This window comes from Paracoccus litorisediminis (assembly GCF_009711205.1).
Lineage (GTDB): Bacteria > Pseudomonadota > Alphaproteobacteria > Rhodobacterales > Rhodobacteraceae > Paracoccus > Paracoccus litorisediminis.
The window spans coordinates 1-16,460 of sequence record NZ_WMIG01000041.1 but is presented as its reverse complement, the minus strand read 5'-3'; the positions used below and the strand labels follow the sequence as shown (position 1 = coordinate 16,460).

Below are 16,460 nucleotides of genomic sequence, written 5' to 3'. Positions count from 1 at the left end.
ATCCTGAACCCAAAAGCCCGGAAACAACCAGGCACACCGCCAGAAAATCGGGACCAAGGATCATGACACTGCTCATCGTCGGCGCAGGACTCTCGGGCGCCGTCATCGCAAGAAAATCCGCCGAAAAAGGCTATTACTGCCGCGTCATCGACAGTCGCCCCCATATCGCCGGCAATTGTCATACCCAGCGCGATGCCGGAACCGGCGTCATGATGCATGTTTATGGGCCGCATATTTTCCACACCGACGATGCGGATGTCTGGGCCTATGCCAATCGCTTCGCCGAGTTCGTGCCGTTCCTGAACCGGGTCAAGACCACCGCGCAGGGCGCAGTCTATTCGCTTCCGGTGAACCTGCACACGATCAACCAGTTCTTTGGCAGGACGATGGGGCCGGACGAGGCGCGGGCCTTCATCGACAGCAAGGCCGACCGCTCGATCGAGAACCCACGGACCTTTGAGGAGCAGGCCCTGCGCTTTGTCGGCCGAGAACTCTACGAGGCCTTCTTCAAGGGCTATACCGAAAAGCAATGGGGATGCCTCCCCAGCGAGCTGCCCGCCAGCATCCTCAAGCGTCTGCCTCTGCGCTTCAACTATGACGACAATTACTTCGCCCACCGCTTCCAGGGCATCCCGCGCGATGGCTATACGGCCATGGTTTCCGCCATTCTCGATCATCCCCGGATCACCGTCGAACTGGAGACGGCCTATAACCCGGCCATGGCCGAAGCGGCGGATCATGTCTTCTGGTCAGGCCCTCTTGATGGGTTCTTCGATTACCGGCTGGGGCGGCTTGGCTATCGCACGCTGGATTTCGAACGCTTCACCCATGATGGCGATTATCAGGGCTGCGCCGTGATGAATTACGGGGATCCTGACGTGCCCTGGACCCGGATCACTGAGCACAAGCATTTCAGCCCCTGGGAAAACCATCAGGGCAGCATCTGCTATCGCGAATATTCGCGCCCGGCCGGTGACGAAGACATTCCCTATTACCCGATCCGTCTGGTGAAGGAGAAATCCCTGTTGGCGCGATATGTCGATCTGGCCAGGGCGCAGGACAAGACGACCTTTGTCGGTCGCCTCGGGACCTATCGCTATCTGGACATGGATGTCACCATCCGCGAGGCACTGGACACGGCCGCGGCTTTTGTCGCGTCGCAGACAGGAGGGCAGGCAATGCCCGCCTTTATGGTCGAACCCTGATCCATTTTGGGGCTGGCTGTAGAATAACGGCTCGGCTTGAGCCGGAAGATGCAGGCCTGATAAGCATGAAATGAGAATTGCCTGTCACCTTGGAGAGCTGATGCGTTTTGGATTTTCACTGGCTAAGTCGGGCCGTTCCAACCTGCGCAAAGCAGACCCAAGCGGGCGCAGCACCAATTCAAAACCTGCCGTGAGCAAGGCAGAGCAGGGCATAGGAAACTTATTTTCCAAGGATGAACTGAGCGAGTTCTACTCGTTAGCGGATGCTTCAGCTGTCGCTGCGGGAAACATCCGGGGAGCCCAAGCAAAATGGGATCTTCAGGGGTCGGTCCTGAGCGGCAAGTACACTGCGATCAAAGGGGATTTTACCGCGCGCGGAGTGGTCAGGATCGGGAAATACTGCGCCTTCGGACGGTATGTTGCGCTCATATCCGGCAATCACCGGACCGATATGCCCAACCAGCAGGTCTGGTTCAACAAGCGCTTCGGCTTCACCCCGGCCGTTGAAACGAAGGGTCCGGTCGAGGTGGGGCATAATGTCTGGATCGGGGACAAGGTCAGCGTGCTGTCGGGTGTCCAGATTGGGCATGGTTCGGTGATCGGGGCGGGAGCAACCGTCGTGAAGTCGGTGCCGCCCTTCTCGATCATCGGAGGAAGTCCCGCCCGTGAGATCCGCCGCAGATTCAGCCCGAGCGTTATCGAGCAGATGCTGGAGCTTGGCTGGTGGGACTGGGACGATGACCGGATTGCACGAAACAAGACGTTCTTTGAGCTGAACCTTACGCCAACGGATGATTTCGATCTGTTCTCGGTCGTCGTGGACTAGGGACACAGCGCACAGACCTCATGCTGCGCGTCTGCCATGTATCGGCAGCGGCGCGCAGCATGGGAGGGGATGGACGGATCGCCAGAACCCGCTCATCCCCCCTGAGAGGTGAAGCCCCGTTCGTAAAAATAGATGGCCTCGTTCACGTCGTCGAAAACCCTCAGACGCCCGCGATGCAGAACCGCGCCCATCGTGCAGACACGGCGAATGAAGGGCATGGAGTGGCTGACGACCACCGCGCTGCCAGACCTCATGCGATCGGTGAACACGGCGCGCGATTTTTCCTTGAAGGCGGCATCGCCAACACTGGTGACCTCATCGACCAGATAGGTGTCGAAATCGATCCCCATGCTGGTTCCCATCGCCAGGCGCGATCTCATGCCCGAGGAATAGGTCCCAAAGGGCTTGTGGAAGCTGGGGCCGATCGCGGCGAAGTCCTCGACATAATCGACCAGGGCATCGGTATCGACGCCGTAGATCCGGGCCACGAAGCGGACATTCTGCGCCCCGGTCAGCTCGCCATGGAAGCTTCCGGCAAAGCCGACCGGCCAGGAAACCGTTCCATCGCTGAGGATCCGCCCCGAGGTCGGTAGCATCGTGCCCGCGATCATTCGAAGCAGGCTGGATTTCCCCGCACCATTTCGTCCCAGCAGGGCCACGGATTGCCCGGTGGGAAAGACCGCGTTGACGCGATCCGCAATCACCGTTCGTAACCCCTTGGTGTGATAGATCTTGGTGAGGTCCTCCAAGACGATCATGATCAGCGCCGATCGCGAATGCTGTAATAGATGAGCAGCATGATCGACCAGCCCAGCAGCATGACGCCGAAGACACTGGCCAGCAGCCAGGCGCGGCGCGGTGCCAGAGAGGATTCCGCGATCTTGGGCTCGATATGGGCGGCCAGATAGCGCGACTGCCGCATGGCTTCGGCGACGGCGGTTTCATAGCCGGCCTGGGCCGAGCGGAAGGTCACTTCGGCGAATTCCATATCCGAGGCGAGCTTCTCGTATTCGGCCATCAACTGGGCATAGCTCTCGCCGGCCGGCCCCTCTCCGGCGGCACCAAGCTTGGCGCGTTCGTCTACGATCCGGGCGCGGATGGCGTCGATCTTCTGCTTGGCCTGGGTGACCCGGTGATCGTCGTCGCGGGCGACATTATGCAATGTGTCGAGTGTGATCAGGGCTTCAGCCAGCTGCGCCTGCAGTGAATTCAGGACCCCCATCTGGCCCGAGAGATCGGCCTTTGGGTCGACGATCTGCGTCCGCATCCGGAAGGTCGTCAGGGCCTGACGGGTTTCGGTCAGGCGTGCCTGGGCCTTTTCCAGCTCGGTGCGGGCAAAGCGGGTGGTATCTTCGCGGGCGATGTCGGACAGCCTGTTGATCGTCCGGCTGCTTTCGTCAAAAGCGGCGCGCGCGATCTCATAAGCGTCCTCGCGGGTGAAGGCGGCAACCTGCAGCGTGATCAGCCGGGTCGAGGTGTCGTAGAGGACGCGGACCTGACGACGCCAGTATTTTGTCAGATCCTCGATGGGCAGGCTGGGGTTCAGGGCAAAGACCGGATCATCTGGCCAGGCCTTCGAGAACCGGGCGCGCAGGTCCATGGTCTTGTCGATCTTGGAGACGATGTCCTCGCTGCCCAGGAAGTCGTAAAGGATGTCGGTATCCGAGGCCGTCGTATTGCTGGCCAACTGGGTGATACCGCCCAGAATGTCGATGCTGGGGCTCGCATCTTCCTTGCGAACCGAGAAAGAGACCGTCGAGATGTACTGGTCCTCGGCGCGCGTCCACAGATACCAGGCGCTGATCAGCGTGGGCAGGCCGACGACCAGCAGGAAGGAAAGCAGGATCAGCTTGTGGCGCAGTTCCATCCGGGCGTTGGGAACCGTCGGGCGCACGACATCCGCCTGCTTGGTGATCCGCGAGACCGGGCTGGTCACGGTCCTTGGCGCTGACGGTGTGAGGGTGGCTTGGACAACGGGTTTGACCAGTCTCGCAGGGGTGAGCGCACCCTTATCGGCCTGCTCCTTGTCCACGGGTGAGGTCTGTTTCACGTTGTCATGCTTTCGGTTGTTTCCACCCCTGCAGGCTTGTTACATGCGCCCATACGCCAAGACCAGCGGCCCGAATTCATATGTCTGTCAAACTGACGCCCGTATCCCCTTCCCCGGCCGGACAACTACATCATGTCCGCAAGCGTCCGCGTTTCCAGATGGGCCGGACCGTGCTGGCGCTGATGCTGCGCGAGATGGCGACGACATATGGCCGTTCCGTGGGCGGGTATCTGTGGGCAATCCTCGATCCTGTTCTGGGTATCGCGCTTTTGTCCCTGCTGTTCTCACTTGCGCTGCGCAGGCCGCTGATCGGCGAAAACTTCGCCTTGTTCTATGCCAGCGGGTATCTGCCCTTTGCCATGTTCAATTCGTTATCCCAGAAAATGGCGCGATCAGTGCAATTTTCCAAGCCTTTCATGGCCTATCCCTGCGTGACCTTCATGGATACGCTGATTGCGCGATTATTGCTGAACGGGCTGACCGATATCATCGTCGCCGCAATCGTGGTGACCGGGATCCTCGTGATCTATGGGCTGCCTTTCTGGGTCGATCTGGGGCCACTGGCCCTGACCATGGTGCTGGCTATTTTCCTGGCTGCGGGAATTGGCACGCTGAATTGCTTCATCATGACGTCCTTCCCGGCCTATGAGCGCATCTGGTCGATCCTGACCCGACCGCTTTTCCTGATCTCCGGCATCTTCTTTACCTTCGATTCCATCCCGAAGATTGCGCAGGATATCCTGTGGTACAATCCGCTGGTCCATCTGATCGGATTGATGCGCAAGGGACTTTATCCAACCTATGGCGGCGAATATATCAGCCCCGGCTATGTCGCCGTTGTTGCTGCGGTCACGCTGTTTTTCGGGCTGCTGCTGCTGGTCCGCCATTTCAAACGACTGCTGGAAAACTGATCCGCGCGGCCTTGCGGCCATGGGCTGGCCCGTTTCTCGAACATGAAAGTCGCCGCCAATGACCGGCTCTTCGTCCTCCAGCAACCGGTTGATCCTGGCTGCCGTCGTCGTCACGCATAATCGCCTGGAGAAGCTTCAGGTGACGGTGAAGCGCCTTCTGGAAGAAGGGGTCGACCACGTTCTGGTCTTCGACAACGCCTCCAGCGACGGAACCGCCGAATGGCTGGCCGAGAACGGCGATCCGCGCCTGAGCATCTGCCGCAGCGCCGATAATCTGGGCGGGGCGGGCGGTTTTGACCAGGGCATGCGCGAGGCTGTCCGGCGCTTCGACCCGGATTGGCTGGTGGTCATGGACGATGACGGCCGTCCGGCACCCAAGGCGATTGCCGCCTTCCATGCTATGGACAAGCAGGGCTGGGATGCGATCGGGGCTGCGGTCTTCTGGCCCACAGGCGGGATCTGCGAAATGAACCGTCCCTATCGCAATCCCTTCTGGCGGGCGCGCGAGTTTCTTCACACCCTGTCGGGAAAGGGCCGACGCGGATTTCACCTGCAGGATACAGCCTATGCTGCCGGAGCACCGGTGGTGGATATCGACATGGCGTCCTTTGTCGGGCTGTTCCTGTCGCGTGCAGTCATCGCGCGGGCAGGTTTTCCGGATGGCCGGCTGTTCGTCTATGGCGACGACCAGATGTATACCCTGCAGATGCGACGCAAGGGATTGCGGATCGGCTTCGCGCCGCAGATCCGCTTTGAGCATGACACCGAGGCCCGGCAGGGAGAAAGCGGCGTGGTGCTGACCCCTTTGTGGAAGGTCTATTACATGTATCGCAACGCGCTTTTTGCTTATCGCATCGCGGCGGGGCCGCTGTTCTGGCCGCTGGTGCCGCTGCTTCTGGTCAAATGGCGACGCAAGGCGCGGGATTACGGCGCGAACCGCGCGATCTTCCTGCGCATGCTGGACGCGGCAATCCGGGACGGGTTGCGCGGGCGCATGGACCTTCGGCACGAAGAGGTGGTGTCGCTGGCCGAACGGCCCTGACCATCTGTCAGATCTTGCTGGCCTTCTTTCGGCCGGTGATCATGGATTGAACCGGAACAACGGAACCCGCACCCAGATGACCAACACCCAGACACCCGCCTCCTTCGTCATCCTGGGCGGATCGAACTCCCTCCTGACCAATGGCTGGGTGGACAAGCTCAAGCAGATCCATCCCGAACCGGAACGGATCGTCAATCTCAGCATCGGGGCGGCGACCTCGGCGATGGGGATCTACAGGCTGCTGACCTGCACCGAGCTTCCGGAAAATCCCGTCATCCTGTGGGAATACTCCCTCAATGAGGCCAATTACGTCCTGAACAGGCAGTCTCCGGCAGTCCTGAGCTACCATCTGGAGTGGCTGCTCGAGATCTGCGCGCGGCGCGGATATCGGGTTTTGCCCGTTCTTCTTTATAACAAGGCCGAGGCGACCGGCGCCGAAAAGAACCCCTATCGAAACGCCCTGCGCCAGACTTTGGAAGGCCATCGTCTGACGCAGGTCGATGCGCAAAGGCTGTGGCGCGAACGCTTTGCCCATCTCGATGCGGATCGGCTCTACAAGGAAAACCCGCATTACTCGACCGAGACCGATTTCCTTGCCACCCTCGCCGCCGAGGTGATCGAGGCGGGCTCTTCGGCCCGGGTCCCGGCACGCGATCCGGATCTGCGGCAGGAGTTTTCGGGCCGCGACCTGCAGGTCGTCCTTCCCGATATCCCGGCTTCCGGGACATTCACCAACCGCCTTCTGAACTGCGGGCTTTTCCCGTTCCGCTCGGATCTGCCCTTTTCCACCGCCGGGCGCCTGCTGGCCTGCTACCTGATCGCCACTCGTGCCGAGCCGGCCATCCTGTTCCAATCCAGCGCAGGCGAAAGAGGCCCCTATTCCACCCAGATCAGCCCCAAGGAAGGTGGCCCACTCAAGCAGTTGAAGCATCTGTTGCTGTGGTCACCAAAAGAACCGCCGCTCGAGGTGCGCGGCAGCCTGACGCTGTGCCCGCAAGCCATGAACGGCAGAAAACCCCTCGTGCAGCACACCATGTCCTGGAACCCGCCCGCCAAAGATGGCGCGCCGGGAATTGGCGGCTTGATCGGACTGCTGATGGAAGTGGATGGGTAAAAAGACGCTGGCCTTGTGGGCACCCGCAGCCACTGGCCTCTCTATCTCCTTTTGACGGTTTGCCCTATAGGCGGAAAACAAGAAGGGCAGAGTCTGCATGAGCGCGGTGACTTGGGTCAAAACCGGGTCGCCTGACCGCGCGAGGCAGATCAATCAGACACCCCCTGGACCCGGTCATGACGATGAGCAGAAATCACGACACTTCCGGCGCGGGGAACGCGCTTTACAAGAAGTTCCTTTCCCTGCTGGGGCGGCCTCAATCCAGGGAAGTCACCGACTTCCGCGAGGACCTGCTTGCCCGGCGTTTTTTGTCGCATCGGATCGGCTTCCAGCGGGCGAACCTGAAGGGGGCATTCTCGGCCAACCTGTCCCGCGTCTTTCCCAATCTGATCGCGGTCGACGAACCGGGCATCGATGGCGATGCGCCGGTGCTGATGTATGGCGCAATCCTGGATGATCTGTCGAAATCGCATGACAGCACCAAGACCCTGCTGCCGCATGTCCGTGTTACCGACCCCGTCCTGTTCTTCGAGATGGGATTTCTCGCTTCGACCACCAGTTGGTCCGAAGCCCTGGCCTCGCGCGATCCGGGGCAGGCCTGTCTGGGCTACATCTTCGATGACCGCGCCCAGTACTACATGTCCGATTACGAGACCCGTCTGGACGAGAAGCTGAACAGCGACTTTGCACTGTCCGACGACGAAAGGGCGCGGGCGGAACGGGTCATGCGGCGCATCGTCGAGGCGAGGATCTCGAAATACAATTCCCAGCCTTTCTACCGTCCGGTCGTCTCTCCGGGCTATGCGCGGCGCGTGCTGGTGATCGACCAGAACTTCTCGGATGCCTCGACCTTCTATGGGCGTGCCTCGGACAAGGAGTTCAGGGCCGCGCTGGATGCCGCCATCGCGGAAAACCCCGATGCCGAGATTTTGGTCAAGACCCACCCGGACCTCAACTGGGTCAAGAACGGCACAAGGCGGGGCTATTTCGATCAGCTGACCAACAAGGGGCGCGTGCGGATCATGCGCGACAGCGTCAATCCGTTCGAATTGTTCGATCTGGTTGACAAGGTCTATGTCGGCACCAGTGGCATGGGCTTCGAGGCCCTGCTGGCCGGCAAGGAGGTGGTCTGTTTCGGCGCGCCCTTCTATGCTGGCTGGGGCCTGACCGATGACCGCGCAACCGTGCCGCATCGCCGACGCCCGCGCGATCTGGCCGAGATGTTTCACGCGACCTACATCTGGTACACGATCTACCACCTGCCCACGGGTGAGACCCCGTCCCGGATCGAAGATGTACTGGACTATATCGAGGCGCATCGCCCGGTCCGTCCCATCCCGACCGAGGTCTCGGCCGAGCCCGTGCTGTCGATCGTTATTCCGGTCCATGGCGTCGAACGCTATGTGGCGGACTGCCTGGCCTCGATCCAGCGGCAGAGCTTCCAGGATTTCGAAGTCATCCTGATCGACGATGTCAGTCCGGACCGCTCGGCCGAGATCGTCGAAGGCTATTGCGCCCGTGACCCCCGGATCCGGCTGATCAAGCGCAGCGACAATATCGGTCCGGGCTTTGCCCGCAACCAGGGGGTGGACGAGGCCCGCGGCCGCTATGTCCTGTTCATCGATCCCGATGACTACATGCCCGATCCCGACCATCTAGGGCGGGTTGTCGCCATGGCCGAGGCCGATGGCGCCGACATGGTGCGCTATCGGAAACTGAATGAGCAGGTCGAGGATCAGGACGGCGTCATCCAGCAGATGCGCCCGGATGTCACCGAGACCTTTTTCCCCACTGAGGTCCGCCGGACCTCGATCGCCGAATATCCGCAGATCGCCCATTCGCGGCATTTCTGGAACTGGCTCTATCGCCGGGACTTTCTCAACCAGCATCAGATCCGCTTCCTGACCTCCTATCGCGAAGAGCGCGCCTATCTGCTGCAGGCCTATCTGGCCAATCCGATCATTTCGGTCTGCGACAGCGATGGGGTCGTCTATCGCATCCGCAGCGATTCCGCCGTGCGGCGCGCCCAGACCATGGCCGACGTGAAGGACCAGCTGCAGAACTTCGATTCCGTCATCGAGCAGCTGCAGCATGCCGGTGCCTTGCAGCCGGATTCACCGCATTGGTGGTTCTCGCGTTTCCAGGTCTCGCAATTCCTGCATCACCTGTATTTCGGCTTTGCCTGGAAGACGGCCGTCGCCGAACGCGCGGCGGGCACTTTCATCAAGAAGCTGGCCAAGACCCTGAACCGCACGGGTATGGGGCCTCGGGACCTGATCTCGGACCCTTCGCAACTGTCGCAATCACATGTCCATGCCGGAGCCTACGGGCTTTTGCTGATGGCAACGCGGTTGCAGCGCAAGGACCTGATCGAGGCTGCGCTGGCCCTGACCCCGATCGCAGCTGCGGATCTTTACGCCGGGTTCCTGCAAGAGCCGGCCAATGACGCCGAGCGCGGCCTTGAGCAGGCCTTGAACAGCTATGCCAGAAACAGCCGCATCGCGCCCCCCGACACTCTCCTTCAGCCCAGCGGGCCACGCCCGCGCCTGATCATCCACCTTGGTGCGACCAAGACCGGCAGCACTGCGTTGCAGCACCTGCTGGAGGACAACCGGCCAGCCCTGCTGCGCAAGGGAATCTGGTATCCCGAGGTCGGTCTTTTCTGGCAGCCCGGCCGACCCCACAAGCAGGCGGGCCATGCGGGCTTCCTGAACCCGGAGAACCGGCAAGAACTGCGCCAGCACCTGCTGAACGGCCTGGCGCTGATGCCGGGGCAGATCCACACCATCATCCTCTCGTCCGAGGGTTTCTTCCTCAATCCGCAATCCGCGACCCTGATCGAGGACTTCCGGGACTTCGATGTCGAGATGGTGGTCTATCTGCGCAGGCAGGACGAATGGGCGAATTCGCAATATGCCGAATTCGTTGCCGGCGGCGCGATCAACTCGACCTCGCTTCCTTTCGCGGAATGGCTTCAGACGGGCATGGCCCGTTCCTGCCTGGACTATGACCGGCTGATCGGCACTTGGGAGAAATCCCTGAACAAGGACGCCATCCATATCCGCCGCTACCTGCGTCAGCCCGGCGTGGATTGGGACATCATCGCGGATTTTGCCGAAGCCACACGCCTGCCCGACATCACCCGCCTGCCGCCCCTGGCCCGCGAGAAGACCAATGAGGCCCGGCTGTCCAGCGCCCATGTCGAGCTGATCCGGCTGTTCAACAAGCGCCGTTTTCCCGGCAAGAACGTCTATCTGAACTTCATCGAAACCGCCGTGGCCCGCCTGAATGCATGGCGACGCGAGCAGGGGCTGCCGATGCCCTCGCCCTGGCTTCTGACGGGTGAAGTTGCCGACCGGATCATGGTTGCGGCAGCAACGGGGAATGCCAGGATTGCCCGGGATTACTTCGGTCTGAGCGCAGACGAACTGTTCCCGCCGCGCGCAGCACCTCCGCCCGATTGTCCGGTGCATCTGGCCGAGTTCGAGATTGTCGAGGCGGCCTATGCGGACACGCAGCTGAAGCCCGCCAGCAAGGATGGCGAGCTGATCAATTACGGCCTGTTCAGCTGGCGGCTCTGGTCATCGGTCCCATTGCTGGCGCTGGCCTACAGGAAGCGCGGCCGCCCGGATCTGGCCGCCGATCTGCTGGACGATCCCGAGGCATTCGCCAAGATGCATTGGAGTGGGCGGCATCCGAAGCTGCGCTGGCTGGCCTATTCCAAGGCCAGCACGCTCGGACCGCGACAGATGCTGCGTCTGTGGGTCCCTCTCCTGACGCCTTTGGTACGCAAACGTGGCGGAGACGCCGCGGCCGAACGTCTCTCGGGCAATCCGGTGGTCTTCGTGCGCGATCTGCGCAGCCCGACGGCCCGTATGATCGGCAGGCTGCTGTTCCCGATGGGGGAAAAATGCTGACACGACCGAGCCTTGCAGATGGCTGACATGGCCACAGGCCGCAGGGTGGTTACCCTTGAGGTGCCGGAAGCCTGGTTCGCCAGCCCCGAGGACGGTGACCGGCATCAATTGTTTTACAGCTCGCTGCTGGCGGCCTTGGCCGAATTGGAAGTCCTGATCGATCCTGTCTGGCTGCCACGTGGGGCCGAACGCACGCCCCGGCCCGCAGGACAGGGCGACTTCACCATCAGCTTTCATTCCCACGGCCCGGATGCCGGAAATGTCCTGCGCTGCAAGGAATCCTATATCCCGCCTTATTACAGCATGGACCCGATAGGTTATGCCTGCTTCTCACAACTGGCCAGGCAGCCGGAGCTTTATCACGATGCGATCGCCCGGCAGGATGCGGATCGCGCCTCGAGCTTTGTCAGGGATCTGGCGCAGGAACTGAAAAGCGGCAATCTGTCGAAATACCCGCAGCCGGATTACGCCGAAGGCACGGCCACGAATTACGTCTTCCTGCCCCTGCAGGTGCAGAACGATTCCGTGGCGGTTGGCAGATGGATCGAGACGCCCGAGGTCATGCGCAGGGTTGCCGATGCGGCAGCGGCGCGGGGATTGAGGACGATCATCAAACGGCATCCCCGTTGCCGAAGCCGCAGGATTGCCGGGCTTCTGGACGATCTGGCGCAAAGGCCAGATGTGGTGATCTCGACCGCCTCGGTCCACACGCTGATTGCCAATGCCGAGCTGGTGGTTGGCGCCAATTCTGGCGTCCTTTTCGAGGCGCTGATCCAGGGCAAGCCGGTCGTCAGCTACGCGGCGGCGGATTTCGGGCAGGTCACGCAGCAGGTGCACACCTCTGAGGCCCTGACGCAGGCCATTACGATGCCCGACAGGGTTGATGCCTCGCGGCGGGACAAGTTCCTGTTCTGGTATCTGACCGAATATTGCGTTCGTGCCGATGACGTGCCGGCCATCCGCCAGCGGATCTCCCTGGCCCTTGATGCCCACCCTGCCGGTCTGCGGTCCGGGCAGCGGGCTTTTGCCAGCTACAAGCGCAGGCTTTACGCCTATTCGCTGATCGATCGGATCAAGCGGCGCTTCTTCTGATTGCCAGACCTAGCGCGGCTTGGCCGGGCATCAGAGCGAATTCTTCTCGGCATAGCTGCGAAAGAAGGCCAGATAGGCCCGGTCGGGGTCCTTGGGCTCGTCTTTATCGGCCTGCCAGGAGCGCCATTCCCCTTCCACGAAATAGATGTCGTATCCGGGATGGCGCAGCCGGGCCGTCTCATAGGTGGCGCTGTGCAGGGCGGCGCCATGGGGTTCCAGCCAGGCCGGACGGGGGCGCGGCTCGGGCTCGTTGGCGATCTGTTCGGCGCGGCCCTCGGCCTTGACCTTGCGCCCGACCTTCGAGAATTGCAGCGCCCGGTCGGCGGCGCCGCTGGCATCGCCGTCCTTGCGCCACCAGCGCAGCTCGACATGGGTCACCGCCCGACCCGTCTTGACCGGCAGGATCTCGACCATGAAATCGGACAGCGCATTGACCTCGGAGACCGCCGGGTCGATCGCGCGCAGCTTGAGGTTCGACCAGGACGAAAGCTTGCCCTTGGGCACCCCCATGATCCCGCGAAGCGCGGCAAGGGTCAGGGTCTCGGAGGCCTTCCAGCGCAGATTGCCACGCTTCTGGATCATCTCGTAAAGCGTCAGCGCGTATTTCGAGGACAGCGCGAACATCACCTCGCGCTGCAGCCGGGCAAAGACCTGGCTGTTGCGGATGATCCGGCGCAGGCGCGAGGGGATTTCGTATTCCAGAAAACCCTCGGGCCGGCCGCTTTCCAGGTTGCCGCCCAGCAGCTGGACCCGCTCGATGGCCGGCTCGCCATTCCAGACCACCGCGATCTTGACGATGGCCGACATCAGCCGCTCGAGGCTTTCGCCGACCCGGTCATAGGAATTGTGGCTGCCGCGCAGCGCCGATTTCGAGATGACATGGGTCACCGGCTTGTCGATCGCGTCCCAGGCATTCTCAAGCAGCTGGTTGTAGATGCGCCGGTCGGTCAGGGTCAGCGGGGTGACCTCGATCAGGTCGATCAGCTCGCCCGGCTTGATGAGGCTGTCGGCATTCGGCTTTGCCTCGAGTGTCCGAATCGTCGCGTCCGTCATCTTCATTCCCGCCATCGAAGCTTACTTCTGTAATCCCCTCGACGTAAGTGTTCAACCGCAGCGCCAGCGTGGCACACCGCCGCACCCGAAATGTAAGCGATAGCCTGAGCGCATGGGATCGCCTGCGCCGGATCATTCGGGTTTTGCTGGGAAATTGCCGGGCTACGACAAAGGGTGACACCGCACCCGTTTTGTAAGGTTTCAGTCGCACCCGATCTGTAAGCTTTAGCATCCCGAAAAGTAAGCTTTGGCATCCCGAAAAGTAAGTTTTGCAATCCCAAAAAGTAAGAGTCAGAGCATATTACACTTTTAAAAACAACAACTTGGCTTCTATGAACTTAGAATCTAAGAACTAAGAACATAGGGGCTGAAACTTATCCACAGAATTTCCAGGCTCTCAGAGATGAACTCTTACAGATTGGGGCAGGCCGGATTCAGTGAAACGGACCCTCTGCCACGGTCTGCATTTCTGATAAGCCCATGGCTTTCGAAGCAGTTTCGCTTTCATCCGGAATCGCGCCAAACAATCCGAACTTTACGCACAGGCTCCTGACCGACATAATCCGGCCCAGCGAGCAGAAAGACAGGCTGATGAACCCTGCCCTTATTCCCGTCACCCTGGATGAGCTGACGGTGCTCAGCCAACGTGCCTCGACAGTCATCGAAAGACTGCGCGAGCGCGTTTTCGCCCCCGGCACGCAGAAGCAGCTGGAACTGGTCTTCAATGTTCGCACCGCCGCCGAAATGGTTGGGCGCTCGGAAAAGGCCATCCGCGATTACGAGGCCGATGGCCGTCTGCCGGCCCCCAAGAAGGACGAGGTCACCGGACGCCGGAACGGCTATTCGCTGGCCGATGTGAACCGCATGCGCAAGCTGTTCGGGACCATGCCACATCGCGCGCCCGAAGACCCGCCGCTGGTCCTGGCGGTGCAGAACTTCAAGGGCGGGGTAGGGAAGTCGACCATGGTCGTCCATCTGGCGCAGTATTTCGCGCTGAAGGGCTATCGGGTCTGCGTGATCGATTGCGATTCACAGGCTTCCTCGACTGCGGTTTTCGGCCTCAATCCCGATGTTGATGTCCATGAAGATGAGGACACGCTTTATCCCTTCCTGCAGCATGGCGGGCCGAAGACCCTGCATTACGCGCTGCGGGCGACCTATTGGCCCGGCATCGCCATTATCCCGGCCAATCTGGGGCTTTACGATGCCGAATATGAATTCGCGGCGCGCATGGCCCGCGATCCTGCCTTCATCCTCGACCGGCTGCGCGAGGGGGTGATGTCGATCGCCGATCAGTTCGACATCATCCTGCTCGATCCGCCGCCGGCGCTGGGAATGCTGTCGCTCTCGGTGCTGCGGGCGGCCAATGCCCTGCTGATCCCGGCACCGCCCAACAATATCGACTTCGCCTCGACCGCGCATTTCCTCAAGATGATGGAAGCAACGCTGAGCGAGCTCGCGCGCCATGGCGGGGCGCGGGAATACAGCTTTGTCAAGATCCTGACCTCGAAGATGGACGACCAGAAATCGGCGCATCAGGCAATCAAGCGGATGATGGACGCGGTCTTCCCGCAGGACATGCTGAACGCGGTGCTGAAGGATTCCGCCGAGATCGACAATGCCGCGGCCAATTTGATGACCGTCTACGAGTTGACCGGTGCCGCCACCCGAACCGAGACCCACAAGCGCTGCCGCGCCTATCTGGACGCTGTCGGGCGCGAGGTCGAATTGCTGGCCCGCAAGACCTGGCCCAGCCATCACCCCAACCTGCGCAAGGAAGGCCTGCTATGAGCAAGCGCCATGACGCGATCTTTCAGGACGTGCTGAAGGGGCTGGCGGAGCCGACAGCCCCGGACCGGGGCGCAGCGCGCTTCCTCAAGCGGCAGAACGCCCTCTCCGAGAGCGTCCAGCGCGAAGAGAAGGTCCTGCGCTGGGTCGATCCGGCCAGCTGCGCGATGTGGGAGCGTCACAACCGCGCCTATGACCTGCTGACCGAGAATAATTGCGGCGATCTGATCGACAGTCTCAAGGCTCAGGGCCGACAGGAATTCCCCGCCATCGTCCGCAGGCTGCCGCCGGGGCGCGGGGCGGAATACGAGGTCATCTGCGGGGCGCGCCGGCATTTCGCCGTCTCGTGGCTGCGGGCCAACAACTATCCGCAATTCTTCTACCTCATCGAGATCCGCGACCTGACCGATGAGGAGGCTTTCCGGCTTGCCGATATCGAGAACCGTGACCGCGCCGATCTGAGCGATTACGAGCGCGCCTGCGATTACCTGCAGGCGCTCGAATTCTATTACGGCGGCAAGCAGAAGGCGATGGCGGCCCGGCTGGAGGTCTCGGAGGCCTGGCTCTCGCGCTATCTCTACCTCGCACGCCTGCCCGAGATGCTGGTTCAGGCCTGGCCTCAGATCACTGATCTGCGCGAACTCCATGCCCGTCGCTTGCGCGCCATGCTGGCCCATGCCGAGGATCAGGTCCTGATCGAAGCTGCGGCCATTGCCACCGAACAGGAAGCCGCGCGGAACGGCCGGGGGGCGTTCATCCCCGTGCCGAAGGTGCTGGCCCGACTGAAGGCTGCGGCTTTCGGATCGAAGCTGGTCGAGACCGAGACGGCCGAGCTGGCGATCCGGCGGCGCGGCAACCGGATCCGGTTGGAGTTTTCGGATGACTTGCCCGAGCCCAGATTGCGCGCGGCACTTGAAGCTTTCCTCGCGCAGGAATTTCCGCGGGACTGAAATTGCCCATTGGCAATTTCCATCACCGCCGCCAAACCCTCAAAAATTGCCGATTGGCAATTTCCGTTGCCAGCACCCCTGGCTGGCAAGATTGCCCTTGCGCGATAAGCGGGACTTATCGCCAGCCATGTCCGGGGCGCAGCAGCTTGCCGGACATCCGCGAGACAGGTCCCTCATGCGGCGCAGGTTGCGTATGTAGGTGACCCGTAACGGCTTCCTGGCTGGAAGCGCTGACCTCTTCCGGTGTTCCACAGTAGGCCTGCTCGGAGAGATTGCGACCCGATCCGCCGAGCTTTTGATGATTCATCCAGAAAATCCAGCCATCTGCGCAGCGGTAATTGGCGGCACGGAATGAAAATCAATGAAAAAATGTTTTTTTTCATACACTTACCAACAATTTCATATTTTTGTGGTTTTTGCTCTTGCGGGTTTTGGCGGTGATCCGTAAATACGCCTTCACCGAGCCGGCAGGGTGCTGGAGCGGTTCGGACGGATGGCCTTGATGGTTGTTT

12 protein-coding genes are annotated in these 16,460 nt (G+C 61.3%); 9 read left to right on the top strand and 3 right to left on the bottom strand.

The features are described from left to right. The first annotated feature begins 62 nt into the window (after nt 1–62). A complete protein-coding gene (locus tag GL300_RS25490) occupies nt 63–1,205 on the top strand; it encodes a UDP-galactopyranose/dTDP-fucopyranose mutase family protein (RefSeq protein ID WP_155042483.1) in 1,143 nt (380 codons plus the stop codon). Nucleotides 1,206–1,305: 100 nt separating this feature from the next. Further along, nucleotides 1,306–2,031 (top strand): CatB-related O-acetyltransferase, encoded by a 726-nt coding sequence (locus GL300_RS25485; protein WP_170297814.1) that lies wholly within the window; start codon nt 1,306–1,308, stop codon nt 2,029–2,031. A 92-nt stretch (nt 2,032–2,123) separates the two neighbouring features. Here GL300_RS25485 and GL300_RS25480 read toward each other — a convergent pair whose 3' ends face one another. Together GL300_RS25480 and GL300_RS25475 are read right to left on the bottom strand one after the other, a co-directional pair. Further along, a complete protein-coding gene (locus tag GL300_RS25480) occupies nt 2,124–2,789 on the bottom strand; it encodes an ABC transporter ATP-binding protein (RefSeq protein ID WP_155042481.1) in 666 nt (221 codons plus the stop codon). Nucleotides 2,790–2,791: 2 nt separating this feature from the next. Then, complete coding sequence (locus GL300_RS25475; protein ID WP_155042480.1) at nt 2,792–3,967, bottom strand: KpsE/RkpR family capsule polysaccharide export protein; 1,176 nt, start codon at nt 3,965–3,967, stop codon at nt 2,792–2,794. A gap of 194 nt (nt 3,968–4,161) precedes the next feature. Between GL300_RS25475 and GL300_RS25470 the strand changes: the two genes are divergently transcribed. The 5 genes from GL300_RS25470 to GL300_RS25450 all read left to right on the top strand — a co-directional run bounded on the left by GL300_RS25470 (nt 4,162) and on the right by GL300_RS25450 (nt 12,157). Then, on the top strand, nt 4,162–4,992 hold the full coding sequence (locus tag GL300_RS25470) for an ABC transporter permease (protein WP_225612591.1): 831 nt from the start codon (nt 4,162–4,164) through the stop codon (nt 4,990–4,992). A gap of 58 nt (nt 4,993–5,050) precedes the next feature. Further along, nucleotides 5,051–6,034 (top strand): glycosyltransferase, encoded by a 984-nt coding sequence (locus tag GL300_RS25465; RefSeq protein ID WP_155042479.1) that lies wholly within the window; start codon nt 5,051–5,053, stop codon nt 6,032–6,034. Between the two features lie 76 nt (nt 6,035–6,110). Beyond that, the gene (locus GL300_RS25460; RefSeq protein ID WP_155042478.1) at nt 6,111–7,148 is read left to right on the top strand and encodes an SGNH/GDSL hydrolase family protein; all 1,038 of its coding nucleotides are present in this window, start codon (nt 6,111–6,113) and stop codon (nt 7,146–7,148) included. A 176-nt stretch (nt 7,149–7,324) separates the two neighbouring features. After that, nucleotides 7,325–11,065, top strand: coding sequence for a capsular polysaccharide export protein, LipB/KpsS family (locus tag GL300_RS25455; protein WP_155042477.1), 3,741 nt, complete (start codon nt 7,325–7,327; stop codon nt 11,063–11,065). An 18-nt stretch (nt 11,066–11,083) separates the two neighbouring features. After that, entirely contained in the window at nt 11,084–12,157 is a 1,074-nt protein-coding gene (locus tag GL300_RS25450) for a capsular polysaccharide export protein, LipB/KpsS family (RefSeq protein ID WP_155042476.1), read from the top strand. A gap of 30 nt (nt 12,158–12,187) precedes the next feature. Here GL300_RS25450 and GL300_RS25445 read toward each other — a convergent pair whose 3' ends face one another. Further along, on the bottom strand, nt 12,188–13,210 hold the full coding sequence (locus GL300_RS25445) for a replication initiation protein (protein WP_155042475.1): 1,023 nt from the start codon (nt 13,208–13,210) through the stop codon (nt 12,188–12,190). A 591-nt stretch (nt 13,211–13,801) separates the two neighbouring features. Here GL300_RS25445 and GL300_RS25440 point away from each other — a divergent pair. Further along, nucleotides 13,802–15,001: an AAA family ATPase gene (locus GL300_RS25440; protein ID WP_155042474.1), complete on the top strand. Its 1,200-nt coding sequence runs from the start codon at nt 13,802–13,804 to the stop codon at nt 14,999–15,001. Continuing rightward, entirely contained in the window at nt 14,998–15,948 is a 951-nt protein-coding gene (locus GL300_RS25435; RefSeq protein WP_155042473.1) for a ParB/RepB/Spo0J family partition protein, read from the top strand. The genes GL300_RS25440 and GL300_RS25435 overlap by 4 nt, the downstream gene beginning before the upstream one ends. The last annotated feature ends 512 nt before the right edge of the window (nt 15,949–16,460 follow it).

Coding starts and splice junctions, on each gene's coding strand:
- GL300_RS25490 (WP_155042483.1), top strand. CDS start 63: ATGACACTGCTCATCGTCGGCGCAGGACTCTCGGGCGCCGTCATCGCA.
- GL300_RS25485 (WP_170297814.1), top strand. CDS start 1,306: ATGCGTTTTGGATTTTCACTGGCTAAGTCGGGCCGTTCCAACCTGCGC.
- GL300_RS25480 (WP_155042481.1), bottom strand. CDS start 2,789: ATGATCGTCTTGGAGGACCTCACCAAGATCTATCACACCAAGGGGTTA.
- GL300_RS25470 (WP_225612591.1), top strand. CDS start 4,162: ATGTCTGTCAAACTGACGCCCGTATCCCCTTCCCCGGCCGGACAACTA.
- GL300_RS25465 (WP_155042479.1), top strand. CDS start 5,051: ATGACCGGCTCTTCGTCCTCCAGCAACCGGTTGATCCTGGCTGCCGTC.
- GL300_RS25460 (WP_155042478.1), top strand. CDS start 6,111: ATGACCAACACCCAGACACCCGCCTCCTTCGTCATCCTGGGCGGATCG.
- GL300_RS25455 (WP_155042477.1), top strand. CDS start 7,325: ATGACGATGAGCAGAAATCACGACACTTCCGGCGCGGGGAACGCGCTT.
- GL300_RS25450 (WP_155042476.1), top strand. CDS start 11,084: ATGGCTGACATGGCCACAGGCCGCAGGGTGGTTACCCTTGAGGTGCCG.
- GL300_RS25445 (WP_155042475.1), bottom strand. CDS start 13,210: ATGACGGACGCGACGATTCGGACACTCGAGGCAAAGCCGAATGCCGAC.
- GL300_RS25440 (WP_155042474.1), top strand. CDS start 13,802: ATGAACCCTGCCCTTATTCCCGTCACCCTGGATGAGCTGACGGTGCTC.
- GL300_RS25435 (WP_155042473.1), top strand. CDS start 14,998: ATGAGCAAGCGCCATGACGCGATCTTTCAGGACGTGCTGAAGGGGCTG.